Source organism: Pseudotabrizicola sediminis, assembly GCF_004745575.1.
In the GTDB taxonomy this organism is placed as follows: Bacteria; Pseudomonadota; Alphaproteobacteria; order Rhodobacterales; family Rhodobacteraceae; genus Pseudotabrizicola; species Pseudotabrizicola sediminis.
The window spans coordinates 101,690-128,177 of record NZ_RPEM01000002.1; the positions used below are offsets into that span (position 1 = coordinate 101,690).

General features: G+C 64.0%; 28 protein-coding genes and 1 pseudogene. 17 read left to right on the forward strand and 12 right to left on the reverse strand.

The window, feature by feature from the left end; translation table 11 throughout:
* The first annotated feature begins 45 nt into the window (after positions 1–45).
* Positions 46–2,049, forward strand: coding sequence for an oxidoreductase (locus EEB11_RS03160; protein WP_135428971.1), 2,004 nt, complete (start codon positions 46–48; stop codon positions 2,047–2,049).
* Here the strand turns inward: EEB11_RS03160 and EEB11_RS03165 are convergent.
* From EEB11_RS03165 to hisS, 4 genes are all read right to left on the reverse strand, one after another.
* Positions 2,046–2,399 carry a hypothetical protein gene (locus EEB11_RS03165; protein WP_135428972.1) on the reverse strand — a complete coding sequence of 118 codons (354 nt, stop codon included), beginning with the start codon at positions 2,397–2,399 and terminating at the stop codon, positions 2,046–2,048. The genes EEB11_RS03160 and EEB11_RS03165 overlap by 4 nt on opposite strands.
* 64 nt (positions 2,400–2,463) lie before the next feature.
* A complete protein-coding gene (hisG, locus tag EEB11_RS03170; RefSeq protein WP_135428973.1) occupies positions 2,464–3,168 on the reverse strand; it encodes an ATP phosphoribosyltransferase in 705 nt (234 codons plus the stop codon).
* Positions 3,165–4,274 carry an ATP phosphoribosyltransferase regulatory subunit gene (locus EEB11_RS03175; RefSeq protein ID WP_135428974.1) on the reverse strand — a complete coding sequence of 370 codons (1,110 nt, stop codon included), beginning with the start codon at positions 4,272–4,274 and terminating at the stop codon, positions 3,165–3,167. Before EEB11_RS03175 ends, hisG begins: the two co-directional genes overlap by 4 nt.
* Positions 4,274–5,758: a histidine--tRNA ligase gene (hisS, locus tag EEB11_RS03180; protein ID WP_135428975.1), complete on the reverse strand. Its 1,485-nt coding sequence runs from the start codon at positions 5,756–5,758 to the stop codon at positions 4,274–4,276. The genes EEB11_RS03175 and hisS overlap by 1 nt, the downstream gene beginning before the upstream one ends.
* Before the next feature lie 51 nt (positions 5,759–5,809).
* On the opposite strand from hisS, the gene EEB11_RS03185 reads away from it, so the two are divergent.
* From EEB11_RS03185 to EEB11_RS03210, 6 genes are all read left to right on the forward strand, one after another.
* Positions 5,810–6,052 carry a SlyX family protein gene (locus EEB11_RS03185; RefSeq protein WP_245298754.1) on the forward strand — a complete coding sequence of 81 codons (243 nt, stop codon included), beginning with the start codon at positions 5,810–5,812 and terminating at the stop codon, positions 6,050–6,052.
* Entirely contained in the window at positions 6,046–7,110 is a 1,065-nt protein-coding gene (locus tag EEB11_RS03190; RefSeq protein WP_135428976.1) for an AbrB family transcriptional regulator, read from the forward strand. Before EEB11_RS03185 ends, EEB11_RS03190 begins: the two co-directional genes overlap by 7 nt.
* Before the next feature lie 65 nt (positions 7,111–7,175).
* Positions 7,176–8,150, forward strand: a complete 975-nt coding sequence (locus EEB11_RS03195; protein ID WP_135428977.1) for a KpsF/GutQ family sugar-phosphate isomerase — start codon at positions 7,176–7,178, stop codon at positions 8,148–8,150.
* A 7-nt stretch (positions 8,151–8,157) separates the two neighbouring features.
* Positions 8,158–8,985, forward strand: a complete 828-nt coding sequence (gene kdsA, locus EEB11_RS03200) for a 3-deoxy-8-phosphooctulonate synthase (RefSeq protein ID WP_435531093.1) — start codon at positions 8,158–8,160, stop codon at positions 8,983–8,985.
* Positions 8,986–8,987: 2 nt separating this feature from the next.
* Complete coding sequence (locus tag EEB11_RS03205) at positions 8,988–9,791, forward strand: 3-deoxy-manno-octulosonate cytidylyltransferase (RefSeq protein ID WP_135428979.1); 804 nt, start codon at positions 8,988–8,990, stop codon at positions 9,789–9,791.
* 2 nt (positions 9,792–9,793) lie between these two features.
* Positions 9,794–10,063, forward strand: a complete 270-nt coding sequence (locus tag EEB11_RS03210) for a sulfurtransferase TusA family protein (RefSeq protein ID WP_135429290.1) — start codon at positions 9,794–9,796, stop codon at positions 10,061–10,063.
* On the opposite strand, the gene EEB11_RS03215 is transcribed toward EEB11_RS03210, so the two are convergent.
* Positions 10,019–10,879 carry a molybdopterin guanine dinucleotide synthesis gene (locus EEB11_RS03215; RefSeq protein WP_135428980.1) on the reverse strand — a complete coding sequence of 287 codons (861 nt, stop codon included), beginning with the start codon at positions 10,877–10,879 and terminating at the stop codon, positions 10,019–10,021. The genes EEB11_RS03210 and EEB11_RS03215 overlap by 45 nt on opposite strands.
* A pseudogene (gene mobA, locus EEB11_RS03220) lies at positions 10,869–11,478 on the reverse strand (molybdenum cofactor guanylyltransferase MobA). Before mobA ends, EEB11_RS03215 begins: the two are co-directional and overlap by 11 nt.
* 90 nt (positions 11,479–11,568) lie before the next feature.
* On the opposite strand from mobA, the gene EEB11_RS03225 reads away from it, so the two are divergent.
* Complete coding sequence (locus EEB11_RS03225) at positions 11,569–12,087, forward strand: DUF2478 domain-containing protein (RefSeq protein ID WP_135428981.1); 519 nt, start codon at positions 11,569–11,571, stop codon at positions 12,085–12,087.
* A 68-nt stretch (positions 12,088–12,155) separates the two neighbouring features.
* Here EEB11_RS03225 and EEB11_RS03230 read toward each other — a convergent pair whose 3' ends face one another.
* From EEB11_RS03230 to EEB11_RS03250, 5 genes are all read right to left on the reverse strand, one after another.
* On the reverse strand, positions 12,156–14,378 hold the full coding sequence (locus EEB11_RS03230; RefSeq protein WP_135428982.1) for a hypothetical protein: 2,223 nt from the start codon (positions 14,376–14,378) through the stop codon (positions 12,156–12,158).
* Entirely contained in the window at positions 14,375–15,244 is an 870-nt protein-coding gene (motA, locus tag EEB11_RS03235; RefSeq protein ID WP_135428983.1) for a flagellar motor stator protein MotA, read from the reverse strand. Before motA ends, EEB11_RS03230 begins: the two co-directional genes overlap by 4 nt.
* A gap of 63 nt (positions 15,245–15,307) precedes the next feature.
* Entirely contained in the window at positions 15,308–15,877 is a 570-nt protein-coding gene (locus EEB11_RS03240) for a MotE family protein (RefSeq protein ID WP_135428984.1), read from the reverse strand.
* Complete coding sequence (locus EEB11_RS03245) at positions 15,874–16,254, reverse strand: DUF6468 domain-containing protein (RefSeq protein WP_135428985.1); 381 nt, start codon at positions 16,252–16,254, stop codon at positions 15,874–15,876. The genes EEB11_RS03240 and EEB11_RS03245 overlap by 4 nt, the downstream gene beginning before the upstream one ends.
* A gap of 11 nt (positions 16,255–16,265) precedes the next feature.
* Positions 16,266–16,748: a flagellar basal body-associated FliL family protein gene (locus tag EEB11_RS03250; protein ID WP_135428986.1), complete on the reverse strand. Its 483-nt coding sequence runs from the start codon at positions 16,746–16,748 to the stop codon at positions 16,266–16,268.
* A gap of 122 nt (positions 16,749–16,870) precedes the next feature.
* Between EEB11_RS03250 and fliF the strand changes: the two genes are divergently transcribed.
* From fliF to fliP, 4 genes are read left to right on the forward strand one after another with little or no spacing between them, the layout of a single operon-like run.
* Positions 16,871–18,478 carry a flagellar basal-body MS-ring/collar protein FliF gene (fliF, locus tag EEB11_RS03255; protein ID WP_135428987.1) on the forward strand — a complete coding sequence of 536 codons (1,608 nt, stop codon included), beginning with the start codon at positions 16,871–16,873 and terminating at the stop codon, positions 18,476–18,478.
* Complete coding sequence (locus EEB11_RS03260; RefSeq protein WP_135428988.1) at positions 18,478–19,077, forward strand: FliH/SctL family protein; 600 nt, start codon at positions 18,478–18,480, stop codon at positions 19,075–19,077. The genes fliF and EEB11_RS03260 overlap by 1 nt, the downstream gene beginning before the upstream one ends.
* The gene (locus EEB11_RS03265) at positions 19,070–19,339 is read left to right on the forward strand and encodes a FliM/FliN family flagellar motor switch protein (protein WP_135428989.1); all 270 of its coding nucleotides are present in this window, start codon (positions 19,070–19,072) and stop codon (positions 19,337–19,339) included. The genes EEB11_RS03260 and EEB11_RS03265 overlap by 8 nt, the downstream gene beginning before the upstream one ends.
* A gap of 8 nt (positions 19,340–19,347) precedes the next feature.
* Complete coding sequence (gene fliP / locus EEB11_RS03270; protein ID WP_245298755.1) at positions 19,348–20,073, forward strand: flagellar type III secretion system pore protein FliP; 726 nt, start codon at positions 19,348–19,350, stop codon at positions 20,071–20,073.
* A 63-nt stretch (positions 20,074–20,136) separates the two neighbouring features.
* Here fliP and EEB11_RS03275 read toward each other — a convergent pair whose 3' ends face one another.
* On the reverse strand, positions 20,137–20,676 hold the full coding sequence (locus EEB11_RS03275) for a TlpA family protein disulfide reductase (protein WP_135428990.1): 540 nt from the start codon (positions 20,674–20,676) through the stop codon (positions 20,137–20,139).
* Positions 20,677–20,698: 22 nt separating this feature from the next.
* Between EEB11_RS03275 and argH the strand changes: the two genes are divergently transcribed.
* From argH to EEB11_RS03295, 5 genes are all read left to right on the forward strand, one after another.
* Positions 20,699–22,102, forward strand: a complete 1,404-nt coding sequence (gene argH, locus EEB11_RS03280) for an argininosuccinate lyase (protein WP_135428991.1) — start codon at positions 20,699–20,701, stop codon at positions 22,100–22,102.
* Positions 22,099–22,230 (forward strand): hypothetical protein, encoded by a 132-nt coding sequence (locus tag EEB11_RS20215; protein WP_280950245.1) that lies wholly within the window; start codon positions 22,099–22,101, stop codon positions 22,228–22,230. The genes argH and EEB11_RS20215 overlap by 4 nt, the downstream gene beginning before the upstream one ends.
* Before the next feature lie 58 nt (positions 22,231–22,288).
* The gene (locus EEB11_RS03285) at positions 22,289–22,597 is read left to right on the forward strand and encodes a DUF2834 domain-containing protein (RefSeq protein ID WP_135428992.1); all 309 of its coding nucleotides are present in this window, start codon (positions 22,289–22,291) and stop codon (positions 22,595–22,597) included.
* Between the two features lie 74 nt (positions 22,598–22,671).
* A complete protein-coding gene (gene lysA / locus EEB11_RS03290; protein WP_135428993.1) occupies positions 22,672–23,937 on the forward strand; it encodes a diaminopimelate decarboxylase in 1,266 nt (421 codons plus the stop codon).
* A 29-nt stretch (positions 23,938–23,966) separates the two neighbouring features.
* Positions 23,967–26,453, forward strand: coding sequence for a TIGR02302 family protein (locus tag EEB11_RS03295; protein ID WP_135428994.1), 2,487 nt, complete (start codon positions 23,967–23,969; stop codon positions 26,451–26,453).
* The last annotated feature ends 35 nt before the right edge of the window (positions 26,454–26,488 follow it).

A 26,488-nucleotide genomic window follows, 5' to 3' on the forward strand; every position in this document is an offset into this window, starting at 1 on the left:
CGCGCGGTGGGCGACCATTCTGCGCACAAGTTGCCGGAGGACATCATGACCACCTATCCCCATCTGCTTGCCCCGCTGGATCTGGGCCATATCCGCCTGCGCAACCGTGTGCTGATGGGGTCGATGCATACGGGGCTGGAAGAGACCGGCGACTGGGGCCGGGTGGCCGCGTTTTATGCGGCGCGTGCGGCGGGTGGCGTCGGGCTGATCGTGACGGGCGGCATGGCCCCGAACCGTGAGGGCGGGGTGTTTCCAGGGGCGGCAGGGCTGTTCACCGAGGGGGACATTGCCAATCACCGCCGGGTGACAGATGCGGTGCATGCGGCGGGCGGGTTGATCGCGATGCAGATCCTGCATGCAGGCCGCTATGCCTATGGCAAGGAATGCGTGGCCCCTTCTGCGGTGAAATCGCCGATCTCGCCCTTTGTGCCGCAGGACCTTGATGCGGCGGGGATTGAAAAACAGATCGCCGATATCGTCACCGCTGCCGTGCGGGCGCGTGAGGCGGGGTATGATGGCGTAGAGGTGATGGGGTCGGAGGGATATTTCCTGAACCAGTTTCTGGTGCGCCACACCAACCGGCGCGAGGATGATTGGGGCGGGTCCTATGAAAACCGGATGCGCCTGCCGGTAGAGGTCGTGCGGCGGGTGCGTGAGGCGGTCGGCCCCGATTTCATTCTGATCTACCGGATCAGCTTGATCGACCTGATCCCCGATGGCTCGACCTGGGATGAGGTGGTGGAACTGGCAAAGCGGGTGGAGGCGGCGGGGGCCACGATGCTGAACACTGGCATCGGCTGGCACGAGGCGCGGGTTCCGACGATTGCCACCTCGGTGCCGCGCGCGGCCTTTACCTGGCTGACGGCGCGGCTGCGCCCGCATGTGGCAATTCCGGTAATCACCTCGAACCGGATCAACACGCCGGAGGTTGGGGAGCAGGTCTTGGCGGCGGGGCAGGCCGATATGGTGTCGATGGCGCGGCCTTTTCTTGCGGATGCTAATTTCGTGGCCAAGGCGGCAGCGGGGCGGTCGGACGAGATTGCGCCCTGCATCGCCTGCAATCAGGCCTGTCTGGACCACACCTTCAGCGGCAAGCTGGCCAGCTGTCTGGTAAACCCGCGTGCTTGTCATGAAACGGAACTGGTCTATGCACCGACTAACTTGCCCAAGCGGGTGGCCGTGGTGGGCGCTGGGCCTGCGGGGATGATGGCGGCGCTGGTGGCGGCGGAGCGCGGGCATGCGGTGAGCCTCTTTGACCGCGCGGATCGCGTGGGCGGGCAGCTGCATCTTGCGGCCGCGGTCCCCGGCAAGGAAGAGTTTCGTGGGCTGATCACGTGGTTTACGACCATGCTGGAGCGGTCTGCGGTCACGTTGCGGCTGGGGATCGAGGCCACGCCAGAAGCTCTGACCGGGTTTGACGAGGTGGTGATCGCCACCGGTGTCGCCCCGCGCGACCCCGGCATTCCGGGCCAGGAGCGGGGGCTGGGATACTTGCAGGTGTTGCAAGGCGCAGCGGTGGGCCGCCGCGTGGCGGTGATCGGGGCCGGGGGCATCGGTTTTGATGTGGCTGAATATCTGGTGCAGTCCGGCGAAAGCCCGACCGAAGACCTGGCCCTGTGGCGGCGCGAATGGGGCGTGGGCGATCCTGCAGAGGTGCCGGGTGGTCTGGCCGTGCCTGCGCCCGAGGCACCCGCGCGCGAGGTCTGGCTGTTGCAGCGCAAGGCGGAAAAGCCGGGGCGGGGTCTGGGTAAGACCACGGGCTGGATTCACCGCGCGGCACTGGCCGCCAAGGGGGTGAAGATGCTGGGCGGGGTCAACTACAAGGCGATCACCGAAACCGGCCTGCTGATCGAGCGGGATGGCGTTGAACAGGTGCTGCCGGTCGATGACGTTGTCCTGTGCGCCGGGCAGGTGCCGGAGCGGGGTCTGGCCGAAGCGCTGATGGCGGCGGGGATCACGCCGCACATCATCGGCGGAGCCGATGTCGCGGCGGAGCTGGATGCCAAGCGTGCGATTGATCAGGGCGCGCGGCTGGCGGCGGCTCTTTAGTAGTTGTTGGGGTTGCCGGACAAGATTGTGCCAGTGCCTTCATCCCCGCCAGAGCCGACCCAGACCACGCTGCGCCCTGTGACGCGGACGGCCCAGCAGCTGGCCGGGTTGCCGTCATAGCCAAAGCACATGCGGTTGCCGTCAATCGACCATTGCCCAGAGTAATCGGGGCCGTGGATGGACCCGTCGGGTGCGTAGTATTCAGTGAACCCGCCCGAGGCGACCATGGAGCCGCGCACGGTATTGCCGACAATCGCCGCTCGGATTGCCTCAGCCGAGGCAAGATCCTGTGCCAGTGCAGGTATGGGCAGCAGGGCGGCAAGGCACAGCAGGATGCGGGCAGGGGTCATCGGAACCTCATTCACTCGGCCAAAGATTAACGTAACACACTGCGGTTTCAAAGGCCCGGCAAGGTCAGGTTTTCGGGACCATTATGTGCAGTTTTGCTGCGAGGGCAGCAAGCGCCATCTGGCTGTCCGCCGTCCAGTCTGCAGCGTGCGACAGGAACAGCACGGCCTGACTGGCATGAATTGCGGCGTCGGACAGCACCTTGAGGTGGTTGGCGCGCAGGGTCTCGCCCGATGAGGTGATGTCGGCAATCGCCTCGGCCGTCAGGTTCTTGACCGTGCCTTCGGTGGCGCCCTGACTATCGATCAGCTGGTAATCGGCCACGCCATGGATGGTCAGAAAGTCGCGCACCAGACGGTGATACTTCGTTGCGATGCGCAGCCGGAAGCCATGAGTCTTGCGGAAGGCGGCGGCGGCTGCGTCCAGATCATCCAGAGTGTCCACGTCGATCCACGCCACCGGGACCGCGATGATCAGGTCGGCGTGGCCAAAGCCCAAGGGCGCCAGTTCGGCCACCTGTGACGGCCAGTCGGCCAGCTTTTCGCGCACCAGATCGGACCCGGTGACGCCAAGATGGATGCGCCCGGCGGCCAGTTCACGGGGGATCTCGCCCGCCGACAGCAGCACCAGTTCCACCCCGTCGATGCCATCGACGCGGCCCGCATATTCGCGCTCTGCCCCTGACAGGCGCAGGGTTACGCCACGCGCGCCGAACCAGTCAAAGGTCTTCTCCATCAACCGCCCTTTGGACGGCACGCCGATCTTGATCATGACTGGTTCCCCATCAGGCGGGCCATCAGCCCGGCACGGATCACGCCGCCCACGGCGGGGATGGATCTGCCCTGACCCAGAACAGCGGTTAGCGCATCATAGCGCCCGCCGCTGGCCACCGGGGGCAGGGCGGGGTCGTCGGCGTGGAAGCTGAAGACGAAACCATCATAATATTCCAGGCTGGTGCGCCCATGGCTGGCCTCGAACGGCAGGGTTTCGGTGGCGATGCCTTGCGCCGCCAATGCGTCCAGCCGGGCGGCAAAGCGGTCCACCGCCGGGGTGATGGCGGGCAGCATCGGTGCGATGCCGCGCAGGTGGTGCAGCGCGGCGCGTGAGGGGGCCTGCAGTGAAAGGAGATCGTAGAGCAGCGCGGCTTCGGGCGCGTTCAATGGCGGGGTCTGGGCGTCTTCGGTCAGGGCTTGGGCGCGGACCATGATCTCTTCTTCGCTGCGCAAGCCGGTAAAAGTGCCCGCCTGTGCAATCAGATCAGCGGGCGAGCCTTTGGCCAGACGATCCAGCAGGTGCTTTCGGGCCGCAGGCAGCGGCGCGCGGCCCGAAAACCGGTCGAGCAGGGCGCGGAAGCGCTGGGGCCGCCAGATGTGGCGCAGCAGCGCCTGCTTGCGGCGATCAGAAGTGGCAAGTCCGCGCACGGCGGCCATCAGGATGCCGATATCGCCGGTGACCGGGCGCAGGGACAGGCCGTTTTCGCGCAAAACGCTGTCGATCAGAGCGAAGACGCGGGCGTCGGACTCCTCGGGCTCGTCGCGGCGGAAGATCTCGATTCCGGCCTGATGGTATTCGGACGGGCGGTCGCCGCGATGGGTCTGTTTCCGGAATACAGGGCCGGAATAGGCATAGGTCGCGGGGTCGGCGCCGCCCGCCATGTGCTGCTGCACCACCGGCACGGTAAAATCGGGGCGCAGCATCATTTCGCCCTGCACCGGGTCCAGCGTCATATATGCGCGGGCGCGGATGTCCTCGCCATACAGATCCAGCAGGGTTTCGGCAGGCAGCAGGATGTCCGCCTCGACCAGCGTGGCACCCTGTTCGGTGAACCACGCGGCAAGGCGGTCCGAAAGCACGCGTTCCTGCCCGGTGTTGCGCATCAGTTCTGATCCAGCATCCGGCGCACGGCGGCGACCAACTCTGCGCGGGGGACTTCCACTTGCGCGGGACGGTCCTTCCATTCCTCAAGAGTGGCGTTCTGTGCGATTTTCGCGCCGAGGATCAGGTCTTTGAGGATGACTGTGCCCGCCTCGGCCTCGTTCCCGCCCTGAATGATGGCGACGGGGGAGTTGCGCTTGTCGGCGTATTTTAGCTGGTTGCCGAAGTTCTTCGGGTTGCCAAGGTAGACCTCGGCCCGAATGCGCGCGTTGCGCAGATCGGTGACCATACCCATGTAATCGGCCATACGGTCACGGTCCATCACGGTGACGACGACCGGGCCGGTGATGTCGGTGCTGATGCGGCCCTTGGCATGCAGGGCGGCGAGCAGGCGGTCCACCCCGATGGAGACGCCCGTGGCGGGGACGGACTGGCCGGTGAAGCGTTTGACGAGGTCGTCATAGCGGCCCCCGCCGGCAACGGAACCGAAGTTACGCGGGCGGCCCTTTTCGTCGGTGATCTGGAAGGTCAGTTCCGCCTCATAGACCGGGCCGGTGTAGTAGCCGAGGCCACGGACGACAGACGAGTCGACACAAACCCGGTCTGCTTCATACCCCTGTGTTGAGAGCAGTGAGACCATCAGTTCAAGCTCATCGATCCCCTCGTTTCCTACTGCGGAATCTCCAACCGCTTGACGCATTGAAGCTAGGCGGCGCTCATTCAACTCGTCTCCGCCGATAACAGACTTCTGAGTCAGGTATTGAACAATGCTTTGCGCACTTTGAAGGTGGAGTCCTACTCCGTCGATGAAAGCCCCAGAGGCGTCTCTTCTTCCAGTCGTGAGCAGCTCTAGGACGCCATCTTCGCCAACTTTGTCATACTTATCGATTGTTCGCATGATCGCGGGCCGATTTGGATCGTCAGAGCCAACACCAATGAAGTCCAATACCCCATCGAGAACCTTGCGGTTATTGACTTTCACCACATAGTCGCCACGCTCGATGCCAGCCGCCTCCAGCGCGTCGGCCAGCATGGCGCAGATCTCGGCGTCGGCGGCGACCGAAGGGGCGCCCACGGTATCGGCATCGCATTGATAGAACTGGCGGAATCGGCCCGGACCCGGCTTTTCGTTGCGCCAGACCGGGCCCATGGCATAGCGGCGGTAGGGGCTGGGCAGGTCGTTGCGGTATTGCGCGGCGACGCGGGCAAGGGGGGCGGTCAGGTCATAGCGCAGGGCCAGCCAGTCGGCCTCGTCTTCCTGCCATGCGAACACGCCTTCGTTCGGGCGGTCCACGTCGGGCAGGAATTTGCCAAGCGATTCAACGGTTTCCACGGCGCTGGTTTCCAAGGGGTCAAAGCCATAGCGGTGATAGACCTCGGCGATCTTGTCCAGCATGGCTTTGCGCTGCGTTACTTCGGTGCCGAAGTAATCGCGAAAACCCTTTGGGGTTTCGGCGCGGGGACGGCGGATTTTCGCGTCGGACATGGCGGTTTGGCCCTTCGATCTTTGCCGGCCATCCTGTAACGGATGGGGGGGATGGCGGCAAGCGGCACGCGGGCAATCAGGGGGGTGCGGATGATGGACCGGGTTGACGGGATCGAGGAGCGGGTGGCGCACCTGCAGCGGGCGGTTGATGATCTGTCGGACGTGGTGACGGCGCAGCGCCGCGAGATTGACCGGCTGACGCGGCTGGTTGGCCTGCTGGTGGAGCGTGAGGCCGAGCGCGAGGCCGGCCCGGGCGAGGCCCCTGCCACAGATGTGAGGCCGCCGCATTGGTAAATCTGCGCGTGGATTACGCAGCACTGGCGCTGACGCTGGCAATCGGGGCTGCAGGCGGGATGCTGGCGACGGCTTTCGGGCTGCCGCTGGGGTATCTGCTGGGGTCGCTCTTGGCGGTGGGGGTGACGGCGGCCATGGGCTGGCGGCCGTTTGGCCGCGCGGTGACCATGCCGATGCGGCTGCGCATGGCGTTCGTGCCAGTGATCGGGGTGGCGATCGGCGGAGCTTTCACGCCGCAGGTCGCCCGTGAGGCATTGGGGTGGGGGCCCAGTCTGCTGGCACTTTTGGTGTTCGTTCCAGTGGCGCATGCATTGGGCTATGCGGTCTTTCGCCGTGGCGGTCTGGACCGCGTGGACGCCTATTTCAGTGCGCTGCCCGGTGGGTTGATTGAAAGCGTGCAGTTGGGTGAAGAGGCGGGGGCCGACGTGCGGCTGCTGACGGTGTTGCAGTTCTTGCGGCTGATCCTGACCATTGTCGCCGTGCCGTTGATCTTTCTGGGGGTGACGGGGCATTCGGTTGGCTCTGCTGCCGGGGTGCAGTTGACCGGGGCCGATGTGGCGCTGATCCCGCGTGACGTGCTGGTGCTGCTGGTGTGCGGCGGGATGGGGGTCTGGCTGGCGCGGCTGTGCCGGATTCCGGCGTATATTATCACCGGGCCGCTGATCTTGTCGGCTTTGGCGCATGTGCTCGGTTGGGTGGAAGGGGTGCCTCCGGGCTGGCTGATCGCGTTGACACAGGTTGTGTTGGGCACCGGCCTTGGGGTCCGCTTCGCCGGCGTTTCCGGCGCAACGCTGCGGCGTGCGGGGGTGCTGGCCGTGCTGAACGGGGCGGCGGTGATGACGCTGGCTTACGCCTTTGCCCTGCTGTTGCAGGACGTGGTGGGGCAGCCGGTCTCGGCGGTTTTTCTCGCCTTTGCCCCTGGCGGGCTGGCCGAGATGAGCCTGATCGCGCTGAGCCTGAACATCAGCGCGATCTACGTGACCACGCATCATGTGGTGCGGATCGCGCTGGCGGTATTTGCCGCGCAGATCGGGGCGCGCTGGTTTTTGAAGCGTTAGGGGCGGTTCTGGACAGGCGGAGCCGTGCGTGGCACTACAGGCGCGACCCAACAAAGGCCCGACCGATGGCTGACAGCACATTGCCTGCCCTGACCGCCGAGGCGCATTGCCGCGCCGCGACCCGCGTGCTGCGGATCGAGGGCGAGGCACTGTTGACGCTGGCGGCGGCCCTGCCTGCCGATTTTGCCGGGGCGGTGGCGGCGCTGCTGGAGGTGCGCGGGCGGGCGGTGTTGTCGGGCATCGGCAAATCTGGCCATGTGGCGCGCAAGATTGCGGCAACGCTTGCGTCAACCGGCACGCCATCACTGTTCGTGCATCCCGCCGAGGCGAGCCATGGCGATCTGGGCATGGTGATGCCGGATGATATCTGCATTCTGCTGTCCAATAGTGGCGAGACCTCGGAGCTGCGCGACCTGATCGCGCATTGCGCGCGCTTTGACATTCCTTTGATCGGGTTCTCGCGCGATCCGTCCAGCACCCTGATGCGGGCTGCGGATTACCGGCTGACGATTCCCGATCTGGCCGAGGCTTGCGCGATTGGCATGGCCCCCACCACATCGACCACGCTGATGATGGGTTTGGGTGATGCGCTCGCCGTCGCACTGATGGAGGCGCGACGGTTTGAGGCCGACCATTTCCGCACCTATCACCCCGGCGGCAAGCTGGGTGCGCAGCTGACAATGGTCCGGCAGGTGATGCATTCTGCGGTGCCCTTGGTGGCGCAAGATGCCCCGATGCAGCATGTGGTGCAGGCGATGACGGCGGGCGGCATGGGCGTGACCGGCGTCGTTGATGCGCAGGGCCTGCTGGTGGGGGTGGTCACCGATGGCGACCTGCGGCGCAACATCGTGGGGCTGCTGGACCGCACGGCGGGTGAAGTGGCGACGCGAAGCCCGAAGACCGTGGCACCGCAGACGCTGGCGGCGGAGGCCTTGGCCATTGTGAACAAGTCGAAAATCTCGGTGCTGTTTGTCTGCGAGGACGGGCGGCCAGTGGGGATCGTGCATCTGCATGATCTTTTGCGCATTGGCGTGGTGTGAGGGAATGATGGATCAGCAAACCGTAACTGTGGGCGATATTGCCATTGGGGGGAATGCGCCGATTGCGCTGATCTCTGGTCCGTGTCAGCTGGAAAGCTCGGCCCACGCCCGGATGATTTGCGAAGGGTTGCTGGAGGCCTGCGCGCCCACGGGCACCAGGTTCATCTTCAAGGCCAGCTATGACAAGGCGAACCGGTCGTCGCTTGGCACCAATCGCGGCTTGGGGATGGAGATGGGGTTACGCATCCTGTCCGACATCCGCGCCGAATATGGCGTGCCGGTGCTGACCGATGTGCACGAACCAAGGCATTGTGCCATTGCGGCAGAGGCGGTGGACGTCTTGCAGATTCCGGCGTTTCTGTGCCGCCAGACCGACCTGTTGCTGGCGGCGGGGGAAACCGGCTTGGCGATCAACATCAAGAAGGGGCAGTTTCTGGCCCCTTGGGACATGAAAAATGTCGCGGCCAAGGTGGAAAGCACCGGCAACCGGCGGATCATGCTGTGCGAACGGGGCACGTCGTTTGGCTACAACACGCTGGTCACCGATTTCCGGGGCCTGCCGACCATGGCGGAAACCGGCTGGCCGGTGGTGTTCGATGCCACCCATTCGGTGCAGCAGCCGGGGGGGCTTGGCGGCGCCTCTGGCGGACAGCGGCAGTTTGCGCCGGTGCTGGCGCGGGCGGCTTGCGCGGTGGGGGTGTCGGCACTGTTTATTGAAACGCATGAAGACCCCGACAACGCGCCCAGCGACGGGCCGAACATGATCCACCTGCACAATATGAAGGCGCTGATCGGAAACCTGTGCGCCTTTGACCGTCTGGCAAAGGGGCTGTGAGTATGGACGCCTGCATCATCATTCCCGCCCGCTTTGCCAGCACCCGCTATCCCGGCAAACCGCTGGTCGCGCTGACCGGCGCCAAAGGCGTGGCGCGCAGCCTGATCGAGCGGTCGGTCATGGCAGGGCGCGCAGCGTCCTGCGGCCAGATCCCGATTTATGTCGCAACTGATGACGACCGCATTGCCGACGAGGCGCGGCGGATCGGGGCAGATGTGATCATGACCTCTGACACCTGCCGCAATGGCACCGAACGGGTTGCCGAAGCGGTGGCGGTGGCAGGCATTACGGCGGACATCGTGGTGAACCTGCAAGGCGATGCACCCCTGACACCGGCGCATTTCGTGACCGCACTGATCGACGCGATGCGGGCCGACCCCGGGTGCGGCATGGCGACGCCGTTCTTGCGCTGTGACCCCGAGACGGTAGAAAACCTGCTGATGGACCGCCGCGCGGGCCGCGTGGGGGCGACCACGGTGGTGGCGGACCGGGCCGGGCGGGCGCTGTATTTCTCCAAGGAAGTGATCCCGTTTACCAACGGGCGTGGCATCGTCAACGGCAAGGTGCCGGTGTTTCACCATGTCGGCGTCTATGCTTACCGCCCCGCCGCATTGGCCGCCTATCAAAGCTGGGAGCCGGGGCCGTTGGAGGGGCTTGAGGGGCTGGAGCAGCTGCGGTTTCTGGAAAACGGTTATCCGATCCGCATGGTCGAGGTGTCCGCTCCGGGCGCGGTATTCTGGGAGCTGAACAACCCAAGCGATGTGCCGTTGATCGAAGGCTATCTGGCGCGGATGGATTGGGATTGAGCGTGCTCTGGGATGCTGAGGTGGATGCAGCGGGTCTGTTGTGCCCGCTGCCGGTTTTGCGCGCGCGCAAGCGGCTGATGGCCATGCAGCCCGGCCAGGTGCTGCGGGTGGTGGCGACCGATCCGGCCTCGGTCATCGACATGCCGCATTTCTGCAGTCAGTCGGGCGATACCCTTCTGGCGGCGGATCAGGAGGGCACCGTGCATGTGTTTCTGATCCGCAAGGGGTCAGGTCAATCCGCTTTGCAGCAGGCCGGGGTGGCCAGCCCCTAGAATCCAGCCCTCTTCCGGTGACGGGTGGGGGAGGGTGAAAAGGCGTCCCATGTCCTTGGGGTCAAGCCGGTGCAGCGCGATGGCCAGTAACCGGACCTGTGCCTCATCCGGCACCATTCCGGTCGTCGCAACGTGTCTGCGGACAGCATCGGCCAGCAGCGATGGATAAACCTCGGCCAGCACGATGGGCGTGGTGGGAGGCTCGAACGGCCATACCGCGACCTGCCCGGCAAAGCGCTGCCGCAATCGCTCCAGCACCGGCAGGCCGGTCAGCACCTGCGCGCCAACCGCCCCCGCGCCCGCCAGTTGCCAGACAGGTTTCGGTGACGACCCCGGCCCGCGCGCGGCCAGATCGGTGGCGCGGTGCACGGCGATGCCGGGTGGTAGATCGGGCTTTAGCCGGGGCAGTCCGGCGGTGGGCAGCTTTTCCCCATTGCCCCAGAAAGGACCACCACCCGGAAACGCGCTGTTCATCTGCGCCGCAATCTGGCGGTAATTGCTGAGGTTTCCGGGCGTATCAAGCACCCGCTCTGCCAGCCAGCCCCACCACGACAGCGCATCAGCCTGGCCGGTCAGAGTGGCGATAAACCCTGCTGGTGCGCCAAATGCAAAATCTGTGCCCAGCAGCAGGCGCTCGTGCCGGGCCAGACTGTCGACCATCAGCGTTGCAAGGGCAGATTCGGCGGCGTGCCGTGTGGCAATGTTGCGGGCGGTGCAGGTGCCCAACGCCGCCTCGGCCAGCCAGATTGAATCCTTGCCATGTTTCGGGCCTTTGGCGGCGGACCAGTCCAGTATCGCGATGCGGTCAAAGATCACGGGTCCGCTCACGAGCGCTGGCCAGATCCTCGGGCGTGTTGATGTTGAAAAACGGATCTTCGGCGGCAGCGAACCGTGTGGGAACGGCCCCATATTGCACCGCCCAGCGGATCACCTTGCGCTGCCCCGTCAGCAGATCGCGGCGCAGGTCGTGCCGGAGGCGGGTCGGCCAAAGGCCAAAGACCGGGTGCCAGTCAAGCGCGTCACCAAACCCGCTTGCGGCAAGGCTGAACCGGGCGGTGCCGTCCGTAGCCTGCAGACGCGCAACCAGATCGGTCGGAAAGAACGGCGTGTCGGCGGCCACGGTCACAACCGTATCTGCGCCGAGGCCCGCCGCCCAATCCATCGCCGCCAGCACCCCTGCCAGCGGGCCGGGGAACCCCGGCACCGGGTCTGGCAGCACCGGAAAGCCGAAAGGAAAGCGTGCGGCATCACCATTGGCGTTGATCGCCATGCGCTGCACCTGCGGCGACAGCCGGCGGATCACATGGTGCAGGATGCTGTGATCATCCAGCATCAGCAGGCCCTTGTCGCCCCCCCCCCATGCGCCGCGATTGCCCGCCCGCCAGAATGACGCCGATCGGCCCGGTCACCTGCATGATCTGTCTTGCCCCCAGCGAGCGCTTTCGCGTTTCGCGGGCATCATGTAAGCAGGGCCGTCAAGATTCAAGCGGACCGGGCAGGTGAACATGCTGGCATTTGTATCCGCCCCGGAGCGGGGGGAGGGCGACCGGCTGCTGGCCCGCGTGGCTCAGCGGCTGGGTGCGGCCGGGGTTGCGCTGGCCGGTGTGGTGCAGCTTAACACCGAGACCGACCCGGACCGGCCTTGTCTGATGGATCTGCGGATCCTGACCGATGGCAGCACCGTTCGGATCAGCCAAAGCCTTGGCCGCTATGCGCAGGGGTGTCGGCTGGATGCCGCGGGGCTGGAAGACGCCGTTGGGCGGGTTGGCGCAGCGCTGCTGGCCGCACCGCCACAGCTTCTGATCCTGAACAAATTCGGCAAGCAAGAGTCCGAAGGCCGTGGCTTTCGACCGGTGATCGCGCAGGCCATGGCGCTTGGCGTACCGGTGCTGACTTGCGTTTCGGAAAAGAACCGGGCTGGGTTTGATCTGTTTGCCGGTGATGTCGCGTCGGAACTAGGGACAGATGAAGCGGCTGTGCTGGCATGGTGCCAGCTGAAAACCGTTTGGCCCAGAAGCGTTTAGACTGGGGGATGCCCCTGCACAAAGCAGGGCGTAGTCTGGCCCTCGTCTCGGCGGTGGCCGCCCCCGGCTCAGGGTGCCGCATCAACCGGGGCGGTTGCCAAAAGGTCGGCAATCGCCTGCCGCGTGGCAGCACTTTGATTCAGCTGCGTCTGGCCCGCCAGCAGCGGTGGGGAGGTGGCAATGGCTTGATCCGGGTCAATCAGACCGGCTACAGCGGACCAAGGGTCCGTGGCAGCCAAACCTGATGCGCCTGTGTCCGCCGGATTTGACGGGTCGTCAGCGCCATCTGCGGGGGAGGGCCAGGTGCCTGACCAACGTTGCAACCGCTGTGCCTCTGCAATGTTGCCGGAACCTTCAAGACGGTTGGCCGCCGATTCAAAGTCGCCCAAAGCCGCGAAAGAGGCGGCAAGAAGATCGGCATCGGCATTGGGCAGGTTTGCGGCCAATGCCTGCAATGCGCCACGCGCATCGCCATTGGCCAAGGCGATCCGGGCGGTGAGGCTGTCGTCAAGATCGCCCTTTTGCGTCCAATTCGCCGCGATGTTGGGCAGGCCGGCGTCAAGTAGCCTTTCCGCGAGTTTGCTGCGTATGGCCAGCGGAAGGGAATCTCGCCGGATCGGGTCGAGCCCCACTGCATGCAGCAGCAGCTGCGATTCGGCCCCGACGTCACCCATCAACATCCAGACATCCTGTTCCAGAGCGGGTGAGTTTAGCGCATGATCGAAGGCTGCCGTAAAATCGCCCCCCAGCGCGGCACCATGGGCTAGCGCCCGGTCCAGTCGGGGGCGTAGCGGACCATTTCCATGTTCGAACGAAAACGCCTCCAGTGCCAGAATGTCTCTGCCTTCGATAGGTTTTCGTTGTTGAAACCGCGCCTCGACCAAGGTGAACAGGGCCGCCATTGCGGTTTCTCCGGTCGCACCCGTGGGCAGAGCGGCCTCGGCTTCGGCGGGGGCACCGCCGATCAGCGCCTGATCTGCACTGAGCAGGTCAATCGTCGGATCCCCTTGCGGTGCTGCACGGGCGAAGGATTGCGTGACCACCTGGGCATTGGCACCGTCGCCCGATCTCAGCAGGCGCTTTGCCACTTCAGGCCCAAGCATCGTGCGCAGGTGGCGAGGCAGCGCCAGGAAGGTGCGGCTGATCGAAGTGCCGTTGACATAAGGAAGTACCTCCCCCTCCGGCGCCGCCAGCAGAGCCCAAAGCGCGGCAGCGGAATCACAGCTTTGCATCGAAAGGAACGGGTTGTCGGGCGGCAGATCGCCATCGAGCAGATAAGAAAGCCCTGTGCGCAACGCAGTGTCCTGTCCGGCGGGCATAAAGCTCGAGAGCATCAGGCGCGCCTCTGCCCCAAAACCAAAGTGCAGATGTGTGTTCACCGCCTGCACCACGCTGTCCCGGTCCGGAACGTCAAATTCGCTGAGCAAGGCGGCACGGGCGCGGGATAGCTCGTCTGCGGCCTCCTCGGTTGCCGCCCAGGCGCCGACATCGACCTCGGCAGGTGCCGGACAGTTGCTGCCCTGCACCATGAGATCGGGCGGCGAGTCCGGCCCGGACGTGATGCCGATGCCCGGCAATTCGATGACGGCCGCGCGGGCATTGTCCGGCTGGGGAGAGATGGCGCTGTCTGTGGCCGGATCAGCAAGTCGTTGCCGCGGTTGCATCTCGACAACGCCCTGCGTGGCCCCTCGCCCCATCTCTTCAATCAACATGGTGCGGAAGTCTTGCAGCCGCAGATCACTGTCCAGCCCGGCGATCTCGGGTTCTGCCGGGGGCGTGGGTGCGGATCGTTGGACGGGCGTCGGTCGGTCAAGCCAGTCATAGGTGGCAGTGAAGCCGCCGTTACTGCGGGGCCGTATCGGCACCGAAGGCCGGATCGGAGAGGCCAGGGTGCCGTCCACAAGGCGACGCTCAAAGCTGGAATTCGGGGGTGGCGCACCATCCCTGATGTCGATCACCAGAAATCTGCTGCCGAGTTCAAAGGGAATGGCATGGCAAGGGCAATCAACGCCAAACAAAAGATCGCCGTTTGCCGGGTCAACCCCGATGGTGCGCAGCCTGTCCTTGGTGATCAGATCAAACACCGACGACAGATTGTAATTTAATCTTGGCCCGGCGACCCGCAGGCCGTAACCCCCCGATGTTCGTCCCAAAACCCAACTCACCCGCGCCGGGAAGGTCAGCACGATGCGGGTAAACGCCCCATGATCGCCCGTCCTGACCGTCACGCCCAGCGCCTGAGCCTGCGCTTGCCCGGTGAGAAGGGTGAACAGCAGCAGCAAAACCCTCATGCCGCCTCCTGCTTGAGGCCGCGCAGCGCCTCTTCAAGATCGCCGAAGCTGGGTCTTACGGAATGAGGTGTGTTCTGGCGTCCCACCTCTATGCAGATATTGGCTGGATGGTTGTGCAGATTGGCAATCAGCACCTCACGGATCAGCTGATAGAAATGGCCATCCTCATCCACCACGGCTTTCACGCGGCTGGCAAAGGGGCCCACGATGCCATAGGCCAGAAACACTCCAAGAAAAGTGCCGACCAGAGCGCCACCAATCATTTTTCCCAAAATTTCCGGAGGTTGATCAATCGACCCCATCGTTTTGATCACGCCCAGAACCGCCGCGACAATACCCAGCGCGGGCAGCGCATCGGCCATGGATTGCAGCGCATGGCTGGAGTGAAGCGCATGGTTCTGCGTCGCCTCCATCCGTTTATCGAGAACCTCTTCCACCTGATGCGGATCATCGTAATTCATCGAGGCGGCACGGAAGGTGTCGCAGATCAGATCGACCGCTTCGTGATCTTTCTGTATTTTCGGATAGCGCCCGAAAATGGTCGATGTCCCCGGGTTTTCGACGTGTTCTTCAAGCCCGACCGGGTTTGACCGGGCAAGGCGGATCAGTTCAAAGAGCAGACACAGCAGGTCACGGTAATCCGACGGCTTCCAATGCGCGCCCTTGAACACCTTGCCGATATCCTTGGCAGTGTGCTTGACCACAGAAATATTGTTGGAAATGAGGAAGGCACCAATGGCGGCCCCCCCGATCATCATCATCTCAAAGGGCAACGATTTCAGGATGATCCCCATTTTGCCGCCAGCCAGCATATAGCCGCCAAACACCATTACAAAGATCACGCCAATGCCAATGAACCCAAACATCCGGTTCCCATCCTGCTGTTGTTCGGCCTGATCATTGCAGCCAAGCGTAAAGAAAGGCTGACCTTATTCCTTTGGCGCGCGCGCATTGCGCCCTGCAATCAAGACGCTGATCGCATAGGCTGTTTCCAGTTGCATCCCGGCAAGGACTGCGGCAGCGGCATCGGGGCGCATGCGGCCAAGAAAACCTGCCGCAAATTCTTGCGCCATCGTTTCGAAAATCGCTGCGGCCTCGGCAGGTTTCATCGCTTCATAAACCGTGGTCAGCCGCTGCAGGTCTTTTTCGGCGGCCCCGTCTGCAATGGCGAGCGTAGCCCGCAGACTTGCCTCGGCAGTTTCCAGCTCTGCCAGACGGGCTGTAAGCGCAGAGTCTGCAAGGGACAATGCGGCAAGCCTGTCCTGCAAGGCGGCTTCGCGCGCCGCAAGGGCGGCGTCCCGGTCCCGCAGCGCCTGCGCGAGCGCGGCAGGCGGAGCGGGGCATTGCAGCGGTTCCGCACTGGCGACCGGGTCTTCGGCCGCCTGCAGCGCCATCGCGGTCCCGATCCCGTGCCCCAGGCGTAGGGCCCCGGCCGCCGCAAGGACAAGTGCCAGTAGTGCCAGCGTTCCCCGCCCGGCAAGTGTGGGGCGCAGGGTCATTCTGCAACCCTCAGCGCTGCCCGGTCGGAGCGGCGGCGCACGACCCGCAGGCGCTTGTCCTCTGCCGGCTCCTGCAATGGCGCGGCGGAGTCTTCTGGCAAGTCGTGCATCGAGGCGAGGATCAGATCAAGCCGGGCGGCTGCCGCTTCGGCGCGGCGCACCTGATCATCCAGCCCGGAGGCGGATTTCTGGGCCGATGCGCGCGCCCGTTCAAGGGCTTTCGTCATGTCGTCAACCTGCGCAGACAGCACCGCAATTGCCCCGCCCATGGCAGATTCCAATGCAGTGAACCGCCGGAGCCGGCGGGAGAGGACCAGACAATAGACCGAGACCGAAAAGGCACCGGCAGCCATCAGAAAATCGGCAATCAGGTTCATGATGCACCCCTTCAGTTCAGGACAAATTCAGAGATCAACAGGTCACGCACCCGGTCTTGCCCGGTCACGATTTGTACCCGACGCAGCATCTGCGCCTTGAGACGCATCAGGGCAGCGGGATCTTCGAGCTGCACCAGTTCTACGGCGCGCAGGTAGCTGTTGAGCACATCCGCAACGCGGGGCAGCAACAGCTGTACCTCGGCGACATGGGCGGCACTCACCTCCAGTTGCGACGCGAATCGCAGGTGCCGTGACCGGGATTGTGGGCCAAGGCTGATGATGATCGGGTCCACCGGTACAAAGACGATATCGGGAAGCGCCGTTGCCCCGCCGGACACCGGGGATTGCGCCCCCGGATCCCCGAGGAGTAGCCCTGAATAGGTTACATAAAATCCGCCGCCTCCAAGGGCGAGCGCCCCCGCCAATCCGATCAAAAGGGGCAGCTTGCCCTTCTTTTTCGGCAGATCTTCGGTCGGTGTGTCAGCTTGGGTCATCGCGGGCTCGCTTCTGTTCGGCGAGGACCAAAATAGATCAAAGGTCACTAACCGATTGTTAAGGCACATCCTTCATTGATCAGTCAAAGCGCAGACAGACGTCTGCTAGACGGAGGGCTGGTGTGAACAATCTCGTTTCCTTGTGGCAGGGGCTGACGCTGGCCAAGCGGGTCGTGCTGGTGGCCGCAACCGTCGGGATGTTTCTGTCGGTGCTGGCGCTGGCGCGTATTGGGCAATCAGGCGGGCAAAGCCTGCTCTATGCCGGGCTGGATGGGCGGACGGCGGGCGATGTGATCACCGCACTGGATCAGGTTGGCGTCATCTATGATGTGCGCGGCGATTCGATCTATGTGCCGTCGGCCGCGCGCGACGCGCTGCGCATGCAACTGGCCGGACAGGGCCTGCCGGCCTCGGGCGGTGCGGGCTACGAACTGCTTGACGGGCTGACCGGCTTCGGGACGACCTCGCAGATGTTCGACGCTGCCTATTGGCGCGCCAAGGAAGGCGAGCTTGCGCGCACCATTCTGGCGATGCCGCAGATCAAGGCGGCCCGCGTGCATATTTCGCAAGGCAACAGAAGCGGTTTTTTGCGCGACCAGACCCTGAGCGCCAGCATTACGGTGACAACTGCGTCAGGGTCGCTTTCAGCAGAGCAGGCCAATGCGCTGCGCCACCTGGTGGCCAGCGCAACCGGTAATCTGAAGCCCGATGATGTGTCAGTCATCGACTCGGTTGCGGGTCTGATCGCCGGGCAGGCAGACATGTCTGCGGCGTCGTCAGGCGATGCACGGGCGCAGGACATCAAACACAATGTCGAACGTCTGCTGGCCGCCCGCGTGGGGCCCGGACGGGCAGTTGTGGAAGTGTCTGTCGATGTGGTGCGCGACCGCGAAGCAATCACCGAGCGGACCTTTGACCCACAGGCGCGGGTGGCGATTTCTTCGGATACCGAGCAGAGCAGCGACAGCTCGAAGGACGGGCAGGCAGGTGTGACCGTTGCGTCCAACCTGCCCGATGGCGATGGTGCCGCAGGGGCCGCGGGCGAGAGCCAGAGCACCACCAGCCGCGAGCGTGTGAATTTCGAAGTCTCGCAAACCCAGAGAGAGCTTTTGCGCGAACCCGGTGCCATCCGCCGGCTGACCGTCGCTGTTCTGGTGGACGGGGAGCAGATCACGGCGGAAGACGGTACGGTAAGCTGGCAACCGCGGTTAGAGGCCGAACTGGCCGATCTGCGCGAACTTGTCAGCTCTGCGGCTGGTCTGGATGAGGCGCGGGGCGATGTGCTGACCCTCAAGTCCATGGAATTCAGCCCGCTGCCAGCCGAAGGCGCTCTGGCAGAGGCAGGGCTTCTGTCTCAGCTAGGCCCCATCGACCTGATGTCGGTGATTCAGCTTCTGGTTCTGGGCCTCGTCTCGCTGGTCCTTGGCCTGTTTGTGCTGCGCCCGCTGCTAACCCAGCGCGCAGGTGCCGCAGAGCTGCCGGGTGCTGCAAGCGGTGCCCTGTCCTTGCCGGGGCCGCCGGAATCGGACGCTTTCGCAGGTTTGACCGGGGAGATTGCTGACGGGTTCGATCTACCCGACATGCCGATGGTCAACTTTGACGATGCCGGCGTCTATGGGGCACCGCAGAACGACCCTGTGTCGCGGCTGCGGCGCCTGATTGACGAGCGCCAGAGTGAGTCGGTCGAGATTCTGCGCAATTGGATGGAAAAAGAAGAGGAGCGCAGCTGATGCCACCGCTGAAGCTGGAGGTGTTTGAATCGTCGTCGCAGCGGGACAACAGCCAGATCGTTGTGATGGACAATGCGGCCATCGAAGATGCCCGGCTGCGCGCCTATGAGACCGGTTATTCAGCAGGCTGGGAGGATGCAACGGCGGCAAGTCAGGATGATCAGGCCCGAATCAACTCTGAGCTTGCCAACAACCTGCAGCAGATGGGGTTCACCTTTCAGGAGGCGCGCGCGCATATCCTGCGGTCGGTGCAGCCGCTTCTGACCCAGCTCTGCACTCAGCTGCTTCCCCCGCTTGCCCAACAGGCTTTGGCTCCGGTGGTGCTGGAGACGGTCATGCCTTTGCTGGAGGGTCTGGCGGACACTCCGCTGCATGTGACGCTCAACCCCGCCGCCCGACCGGCGGTTGAGCAGCTTCTGTCACAGGCGGCTGGTGTGCCACTGGTGATTGTCGAGGAAGCAACGCTGGGCGAAGGGCAGGTCTATCTGCGGCTTGCGCAGGCGGAACACCGTGTCGACCTTGATCATGCGGTGGCTCGGATCACCCGCGCCGTACATGATTTTTTTGAATATTCCGAAAAGGATGAGACCAATGGCTGATCCGACTGACACAAACCCGTTTGCACAGGTACCGATCGAGATCACGGTTTCGGTTGGCAAGGCGTGGCCGCTGGTGCGTGACCTTCTCAAGCTGGGGCAGGATGCTGTTTTGCCGCTGGACCGGCGGGTGGAAGACCCGGTGGAACTGTACATAGGCGACCGGCTGATCGCGCGGGGCGAATTGCAGGAGCTGGAGGGAGAGCAGGCCGGGCAGCTCGCAGTGCGGCTGATCGAAGTTGCCAACCTGCGCGGCGGGCTGTGAGGCACACAGTGGCGGCTCTGCATGCCATTCTACCCCTGTGTCTGATCGCTCTGGCGAGCCCCGCGCTGGCGCAGGAACTGACGCTGGACCTTGGCGACGGGCCGTCACTTTCGGCGCGGTCGGTGCAGCTGATCCTGCTGCTGACGGTGCTCAGCCTTGCCCCCGGGCTGGCGATCATGGTGACCTGCTTTCCCTTTGTGGTAACCGTGCTGTCGATTCTGCGTCAGGCCATCGGGTTGCAACAGGCCCCGCCCAATATGCTGCTTGTCAGTCTGGCGCTGTTCCTGACCTGGTATGTGATGGACCCGGTGTTTACAGAAGCCTGGACGAACGGTCTTGGTCCGCTGAGCCGCGAAGAGCTGGAGATCGGGCCAGCCATCACCCTGACAATGGCCCCGTTCCGCGAATTCATGGCGGCGAGGCTGGATCCGGAGACATTTGCGCAGCTGGCCGAACTGCGCCCCGGCCCGTTGCCACCCGATCTGCCCGATGCGCCGCTGTCCGTGCTGGTGCCTGCCTTCATGCTGAGTGAGATCAAGCTGGCATTCGAAATCGGCTTTCTGGTGTTCCTGCCGTTTCTAATCATCGATCTGGTGGTCGCGGCGGTGCTGATGTCGATGGGTATGATGATGGTGCCGCCCGCGATTGTCTCGCTTCCGTTCAAGCTGGCCTTCTTTGTGGTCGCAGACGGCTGGAGCCTGATCGCGCAGGCTTTGGTGCGAAGTTACATGTGATGTCAGCCGAAAGCATCGCTGCGGAACGTCTTATGCAGATCCGGTGCTAAGGGCGCGTCTGCGCTACTGCGCGGCAAGGGCCGACAGGATCGCCTTGGCGCTGTCACTGTCCCACTCGGCATCGCCGATCAGCCGGGCAACCTCCTGTCCCTGCGGGTTCAGGATCAGGGTGACCGGCAGGGCCATCACGCTGGCAGAACGCGAAAGCTCTGATTTCGGGTCTCGCAGGATAGGCAGGTTGGTGATGCCCGCCTCGGCATAGAATTTCCGGATGCCGGGCACAGCATTGCGCCCTGTGGCGACCGGGACCACGGCGATATCGGGCAGGGCGGCCTGAAGCCGGTCGAGCGAGGGCATTTCGTGCCGGCATGGTGCGCACCAGGTGGCCCAGAAATTCAGAACAACCCATTTGCCGTGATAGTCCGCCATGGATTTCGGAGCGTCGTCGGCATCCAGCAGGCCAACCTCTGCCAGCGCCACCGGGGCAGAGTGCAGCGCCAGTTTTTTCATGTCGCCGATCCGCAGGGCCGCCACATCCGCCGCCACCGGATTTGCACCAAGCGCCAAGGCCGTATAAAGGACAGCCAGAGATTTCCGCAGCATAACCCCTCCGAAAGACGCATCCATGACCGCACCCGCAGATCCCAGAACCGCCAACCAGATGTGGGGCGGGCGTTTCGCCGAAGGGCCGGACGCGATCATGACGGCGATCAACGCCTCGATCGGGTTCGACAAACGGCTTTACGCACAGGACATTGCCGGGTCGCGTGCCCATGCGGCGATGCTGGCCGCCACGGGTATTCTGACACCTAGCGATGCAGAGGCGATCGGGGAAGGCCTGCTCACCGTGTTGTCAGAGATTGAAACGGGCGGGTTTGCGTTCCGCACCGATCTGGAAGACATTCACATGAATGTGGAAAACCGGCTGAAAGAGCTGATCGGTGCCCCTGCAGGGCGGTTGCACACGGCGCGCAGCCGGAATGATCAGGTGGCGGTGGATTTCCGCCTTTGGGTGCGTGATCAATGTGATGTGGCGATTGAGGGGCTGACCGCGCTGATGCGCGCCTTTGTCGCGCAGGCCGAGGCCGGGGCGGATTGGGTGATGCCGGGCTTCACGCATCTGCAAACCGCGCAGCCTGTGACCTGGGGCCATCACATGCTGGCCTATGTCGAGATGTTTGCGCGCGACCGCAGCCGGTTTGAGGATGCACGGGCGCGGATGAACGAATGTCCCCTGGGCGCGGCGGCGCTTGCCGGGACCGGCTTCCCGATTGACCGGCACATGACGGCAAAGGCGCTGGGGTTTGATCGACCCACCGCCAACAGCCTCGACTCCGTCAGCGACCGCGACTTCGCGCTGGAGTTTCTGGCAGCCAGCAGCATTTGTGCGATGCACCTGAGCCGGTTTGCCGAAGAGCTTGTAATCTGGTCGAGCGCGCAGTTCCGCTTTGTGCGTCTGTCGGACAAATGGACCACCGGCAGCAGCATCATGCCGCAGAAGAAGAACCCGGATGCGGCGGAACTGCTTCGCGCCAAGATCGGGCGGATTCTGGGGGCAACTGTGGCACTGTTCACAGTGATGAAGGGCCTGCCGCTGACCTATTCCAAGGATATGCAGGAAGACAAGGAACAGGTGTTCGACGCCGCTGACACGCTGATGCTGGGTCTGGCCGCGATGACCGGGATGGTGGCCGACATGAGCGCAAACCGCGCCGTGCTGGCGCAGGCCGCCGCGAGCGGGTTCTCAACGGCAACTGATCTGGCGGACTGGCTGGTGCGTGAGCTCAATCTGCCATTCCGCGAGGCGCATCATGTGACGGGCACGCTGGTAGCGCTGGCAGAAGGCGCGGGCTGCGATCTGCCGGACCTGACGCTGGCGCAGATGCAGGGCGTGCATGCGGGCATCCGGGCGGATGTGTTCGATGTGCTGGGGGTGGAAAACTCGGTGCGCTCGCGACAATCTTATGGTGGCACCGCACCCGATCAAGTGCGCGCCCAGGTGACGCGCTGGCAGGAGATTTTGGCATGATACGTGTGGTAAGCCTGTTGGCAATATTGGCAACGCTGGCGGCCTGCGGGGTTGATGGTGAACCTGAACGCCCGCGGCCGGGTGTAACCATGACGGGTGATTCGCGGGTCGGCGTGGTGTTGAACTGATCCGCTGGTCAGGCCGTCATGTTGCGCTAAGTGTACCCAAATCATGAAAGGGCAAGCGATGACACCGATCCGCGTGATCTATTTGGCACTGGCTCTGTGGGGCGCTGTGCACCCGATGTATTGGTTTGTCACCTACATGCGCGAAACCGGCACCGGGCTGTCGGGGTTGATCGGCGCCTGGTACGTCAACGCCTCAACAACCGGGTTGACCTGGGATCTGACCATTGCGGCGATTGCGTTGACCGTCTGGGTTGTGACCGAGACGGTGAAGCGCAAGTCTTGGATCAATCTGCTCGCCATACCGGCCACCTTCTGCATCGGGGTCAGCTGCGGCTTGCCGCTCTATCTGTTCCTGCGGTCGCGCTAGGCCACGTTCCGTTTGAATTCACGCGCGCCAACGGGTAGATGCAGGCGCGAAGTTTAGCCGGGATTGCGGGGCATATGGACCACTTTTTGTATCACAATGGGCTGCTTCATGCCGAGGGTGTGGCGATTGCCGACATTGCGGCAACGGTTGGTACACCGTTCTATTGCTATTCTGCGGCCACGCTGACCAGACACTACCATCTGTTCACCGAAGCGCTGACCCCGATGCCGCATCTGGTGTGCTTTGCGATCAAATCGCTGTCGAATGTGGCGGTGCTCAAGCTGCTGGGCGATCTGGGCGCAGGGATGGATGTGGTTTCGGGTGGCGAATATCGTCGGGCCCGCGCCGCCGGGGTGCCGGGAGAGCGGATCGTGTTTTCCGGCGTCGGCAAAACGCGTGAAGAAATGCGGCTGGCGCTGACCGGCGGCATCCGGCAGTTCAACGTGGAATCCGAACCCGAAATGCGGGCGCTGTCCGAAGTGGCGGTCTCTCTGGGCGTGGTGGCCCCGATCACAATCCGGGTGAACCCCGATGTGGATGCCAAGACGCATGAAAAGATCGCAACCGGCAAGAGTGAGAACAAGTTCGGCATTCCGATTGCTCGCGCGTCGGAGGTTTATGCCGAGGCGGCGGCCCTGCCGGGTCTGCGTGTCATCGGCATCGACGTGCATATCGGCAGCCAGTTGACAGAGCTGGAACCGTTTGAGCAGGCCTATCTGAAGGTGGCCGACCTGACCCGCCGGTTGCGTAGCGAAGGTCACAGCATAGAACGGCTGGATCTGGGCGGCGGTCTGGGTATCCCCTACGCGCGGTCGAACGAGGCGCCGCCCTTGCCGACCGATTATGGCGCGCTGATCAAGCGGACAGTGGGCGATCTGGGTTGCGAAATCGAGATCGAGCCGGGGCGGCTGATTTCCGGCAATGCGGGGATATTGGTTTCATCGGTCATTTATGTGAAAAACGGCGAGGGTCGGGATTTTCTGATCGTCGATGCCGCGATGAATGATCTGGTGCGCCCGTCGATGTACGGCGCGCATCATGACATCGTGCCGGTGGTGGAACCGGCTGTGGCGCAGGATCTGCAGCCCTATGATGTGGTGGGCCCGGTGTGTGAGACGGGGGACACCTTTGCCAAGCAGCGGGCGCTTGCCCCGCTGGCCGAAGGTGACCTGATCGCGTTTCGCAGTGCGGGGGCTTATGGGTCGGTTATGGCCTCGGAATACAACACGCGGCCGCTTATCCCGGAGGTTTTGGTCAAAGGGGATCACTTCGCTGTCATAAGAGCGCGTCCGACCTTTGACGAAATCCTTTCGCGCGATACCATTCCCGCATGGCTGTGACACCCTGTTCGGCCTCTGGAAAGGCTGACATGGCGGTTTCCGACCCGAATGATCTGATGAAACGCATCGCGGGGCCGCTGCGGTTAACCCACATCGGCATGTGGGCAGAGCGGTTGACTCGGGCGTTCTGGCCGCTGTGGACAATTGTGCTGGCGGTGCTGGCCGCCCTGGCCTTTGGTGTGCAGGATCATGTTTCTATTGAGGTTCTTTGGGGTGCTGCGGCGCTTGTGGTGATCGGGGCAGTGGTGGCTTTGGCGCTTGGCCTGCGGGTGTTTCGCGCACCCGGGCGGGCCGAGGCGTTGGTGCGGCTTGATTCGCGGCTGCCCGGCAATCCGATTGCGGCGCTGACCGATGTGCAGGCCATTGGCGCGGCTGATCCGGCCTCGCTTGCCGTGTGGCGGGCGCATCAAACTCGGATGGCGGCGCGGGCCGCTCAGGCGCGCGCGGTGGAGCCTGATCTGCGGCTATCGTCGCGCGACCCCTTTGCGTTGCGTTATGTGGCACTGACTGCCTTTGTCATGGCGCTGATGTTTGGCTCGCTGTGGCGGGTGACATCGGTGGCGGCACTTGCCCCCGGAGCGGTCGGAGGTTTGGCGGCGGGACCGACATGGGAAGGCTGGGCGCAGCCACCCGCCTACACCGGCAAGCCGACGCTGTATCTGAATGATGTGACCACAGATACACTTGAGGTGCCGGTGGGCACCCGCATGCAGTTCCGCCTCTACGGCGAGGTTGGCGCGCTGACCCTGACGGAAACCGTGTCGGGTGGTGCAGATGCCCCGGCCGAAGCTGCGCAAAGCGTTGCCCGCGATTTCGTGCTGAACTCCTCGGGCTCGGTCACGATTGACGGGCCGGGCGGGCGGGCTTGGGCCTTTACTGCCACCCCCGATCAGGCGCCGACCATCACGCCGGAGGGCGAAATCGGGCGTGAGGCGGATGGTCGGTTCCGGCAGGGATTCGCGACCAGTGACGATTACGGCGTGGTCGCGGGTCAGGTGAGCATCGCGCTCGATCTGTCAGGCATTGACCGCCGGTTTGGCTTGGAACCAGAGCCCGAGGCGCGCGAGCCTGTGGTCCTGGACCTGCCGATGCCGGTGACCGGCGACCGGGCGGTATTTTCCGAGATCCTGATCGATGATCTGTCGCAGCACCCTTTTGCCAACCTGCCGGTGGTGATGACATTTTCGGCCACCGATGCGGCTGGCCAGTCGGGTGCGGCCGCACCGCTGAACGTGACGCTGCCCGGCAAGCGATTTTTCGACCCGCTGGCTGCCGCGCTGATCGAGATGCGGCGGGATCTTTTGTGGACGCGCGAAAATGCGGCCCGCTCGGCGCAGGTTTTGAAGGCTGTTACGCATGAGCCCGAAGACTTCATCCGCAACCAGCGCGCCTATCTGCGGTTGCGGGTGGTGATGCGGCAGTTGGACGCCGAAAAGGCCAGCCTGTCCCCCGATATCCGCGACGAGATTGCCGAAGAGTTGTGGCAGATCGCGCTTCTTGTGGAAGAGGGCGATCTGGCGTCTGCGATGGAGCGCCTGCAGCGCGCGCAAGACCGGCTGGACGAGGCGATCCGCAACGGGGCCAGCCCGGAAGAGATTGACCAACTGATGCAGGAAATGCGTCAGGCGCTTGCCGACTACATGCAGCAATTGGCCCAAGAGGCGCAGCGCAACCCCGAAGGCCAGCTTTCCCAGAACATGGAAGGCATGGAAATGTCGGGCGACCAGCTGCAGCAGATGCTGGATGAACTGCAACAGCTGATGGAAGAAGGCCGCATGGCCGAGGCGCAGGAGCTGATGGAGATGCTGCGCCAGCTGATGGAAAACATGCAGGTGGCCCAAGGCGAAGGTCAGGGCCAGGGTCAGGGACAAGGCCAGGGCAACCAAGCCATGCGCGAGTTGGGTGAGGCATTGCGCGATCAGCAGGGCCTGTCGGACGATGCTTTCCGCGATCTGCAGGACGGTCAGCCGGGCGGGCAGCAGCCGGGGCAAGAAGGCGAGGGGCAGGGCGGCGAAGGCTTGGCCGAGCGTCAGCAGGAATTGCGCGACCGGCTGGGCCAGCTGGGCCGCGGGCAATTGCCGGGCGAGGGCAGCGAACGCGGCGAGGCGGGACGCCAGCAGATGGACCGTGCAGGCCGCGCCATGCGCGAGGCCGAGGACGCGTTGCGGGGAGGCGATCTGCCCGGAGCACTGGACCGGCAGGCCGAAGCGATGGAGGCCCTGCGCGAAGGCATGCGTAACTTTGGCGAGGCTTTGGCCCTAGAACAGCGCGAGCAACAGAATGGCGAAGGTCAGGGCGAGGCCTTTGGCCGTGCCGACCCCAACAGTCAGCGCGATCCGTTGGGCCGCGAACCGGGCGATTCCGCGCGGATCGGGTCTGACCGCAACATGTTGCAGGGCGAGGATGTGTATCGCCGGGCACAGGATCTGCTGGACGAAATTCGCCGGCGCACCGGTGACCAGCTGCGCCCAGAGGCGGAGCGGGATTATCTGCGCCGCCTGCTGGACATGTTCTAGGCACCGGTCTGCCCCTTGTGGGCAACCAACCATGC

Excerpts from the sequence above, each read along its gene's own strand:
- EEB11_RS03205 (WP_135428979.1), top strand. The coding sequence starts at position 8,988 with ATGGACGCCTGCATCATCATTCCCGCCCGCTTTGCCAGCACCCGCTAT.
- EEB11_RS03165 (WP_135428972.1), bottom strand. The coding sequence starts at position 2,399 with ATGACCCCTGCCCGCATCCTGCTGTGCCTTGCCGCCCTGCTGCCCATA.
- motA (WP_135428983.1), bottom strand. The coding sequence starts at position 15,244 with ATGTTTGGGTTCATTGGCATTGGCGTGATCTTTGTAATGGTGTTTGGC.
- EEB11_RS03275 (WP_135428990.1), bottom strand. The coding sequence starts at position 20,676 with ATGCTGCGGAAATCTCTGGCTGTCCTTTATACGGCCTTGGCGCTTGGT.
- EEB11_RS03225 (WP_135428981.1), top strand. The coding sequence starts at position 11,569 with ATGCTGGCATTTGTATCCGCCCCGGAGCGGGGGGAGGGCGACCGGCTG.
- EEB11_RS03285 (WP_135428992.1), top strand. The coding sequence starts at position 22,289 with ATGACACCGATCCGCGTGATCTATTTGGCACTGGCTCTGTGGGGCGCT.
- EEB11_RS03245 (WP_135428985.1), bottom strand. The coding sequence starts at position 16,254 with ATGAACCTGATTGCCGATTTTCTGATGGCTGCCGGTGCCTTTTCGGTC.
- EEB11_RS03265 (WP_135428989.1), top strand. The coding sequence starts at position 19,070 with ATGGCTGATCCGACTGACACAAACCCGTTTGCACAGGTACCGATCGAG.
- EEB11_RS03160 (WP_135428971.1), top strand. The coding sequence starts at position 46 with ATGACCACCTATCCCCATCTGCTTGCCCCGCTGGATCTGGGCCATATC.
- EEB11_RS03230 (WP_135428982.1), bottom strand. The coding sequence starts at position 14,378 with ATGAGGGTTTTGCTGCTGCTGTTCACCCTTCTCACCGGGCAAGCGCAG.
- EEB11_RS20215 (WP_280950245.1), top strand. The coding sequence starts at position 22,099 with ATGATACGTGTGGTAAGCCTGTTGGCAATATTGGCAACGCTGGCGGCC.
- hisG (WP_135428973.1), bottom strand. The coding sequence starts at position 3,168 with ATGATCAAGATCGGCGTGCCGTCCAAAGGGCGGTTGATGGAGAAGACC.
- argH (WP_135428991.1), top strand. The coding sequence starts at position 20,699 with ATGACCGCACCCGCAGATCCCAGAACCGCCAACCAGATGTGGGGCGGG.
- EEB11_RS03250 (WP_135428986.1), bottom strand. The coding sequence starts at position 16,748 with ATGACCCAAGCTGACACACCGACCGAAGATCTGCCGAAAAAGAAGGGC.
- EEB11_RS03295 (WP_135428994.1), top strand. The coding sequence starts at position 23,967 with ATGGCGGTTTCCGACCCGAATGATCTGATGAAACGCATCGCGGGGCCG.
- hisS (WP_135428975.1), bottom strand. The coding sequence starts at position 5,758 with ATGTCCGACGCGAAAATCCGCCGTCCCCGCGCCGAAACCCCAAAGGGT.
- lysA (WP_135428993.1), top strand. The coding sequence starts at position 22,672 with ATGGACCACTTTTTGTATCACAATGGGCTGCTTCATGCCGAGGGTGTG.
- EEB11_RS03240 (WP_135428984.1), bottom strand. The coding sequence starts at position 15,877 with ATGACCCTGCGCCCCACACTTGCCGGGCGGGGAACGCTGGCACTACTG.
- EEB11_RS03260 (WP_135428988.1), top strand. The coding sequence starts at position 18,478 with ATGCCACCGCTGAAGCTGGAGGTGTTTGAATCGTCGTCGCAGCGGGAC.
- kdsA (WP_435531093.1), top strand. The coding sequence starts at position 8,158 with ATGGATCAGCAAACCGTAACTGTGGGCGATATTGCCATTGGGGGGAAT.
- EEB11_RS03175 (WP_135428974.1), bottom strand. The coding sequence starts at position 4,274 with ATGCGCAACACCGGGCAGGAACGCGTGCTTTCGGACCGCCTTGCCGCG.
- EEB11_RS03185 (WP_245298754.1), top strand. The coding sequence starts at position 5,810 with ATGGCGGCAAGCGGCACGCGGGCAATCAGGGGGGTGCGGATGATGGAC.
- EEB11_RS03195 (WP_135428977.1), top strand. The coding sequence starts at position 7,176 with ATGGCTGACAGCACATTGCCTGCCCTGACCGCCGAGGCGCATTGCCGC.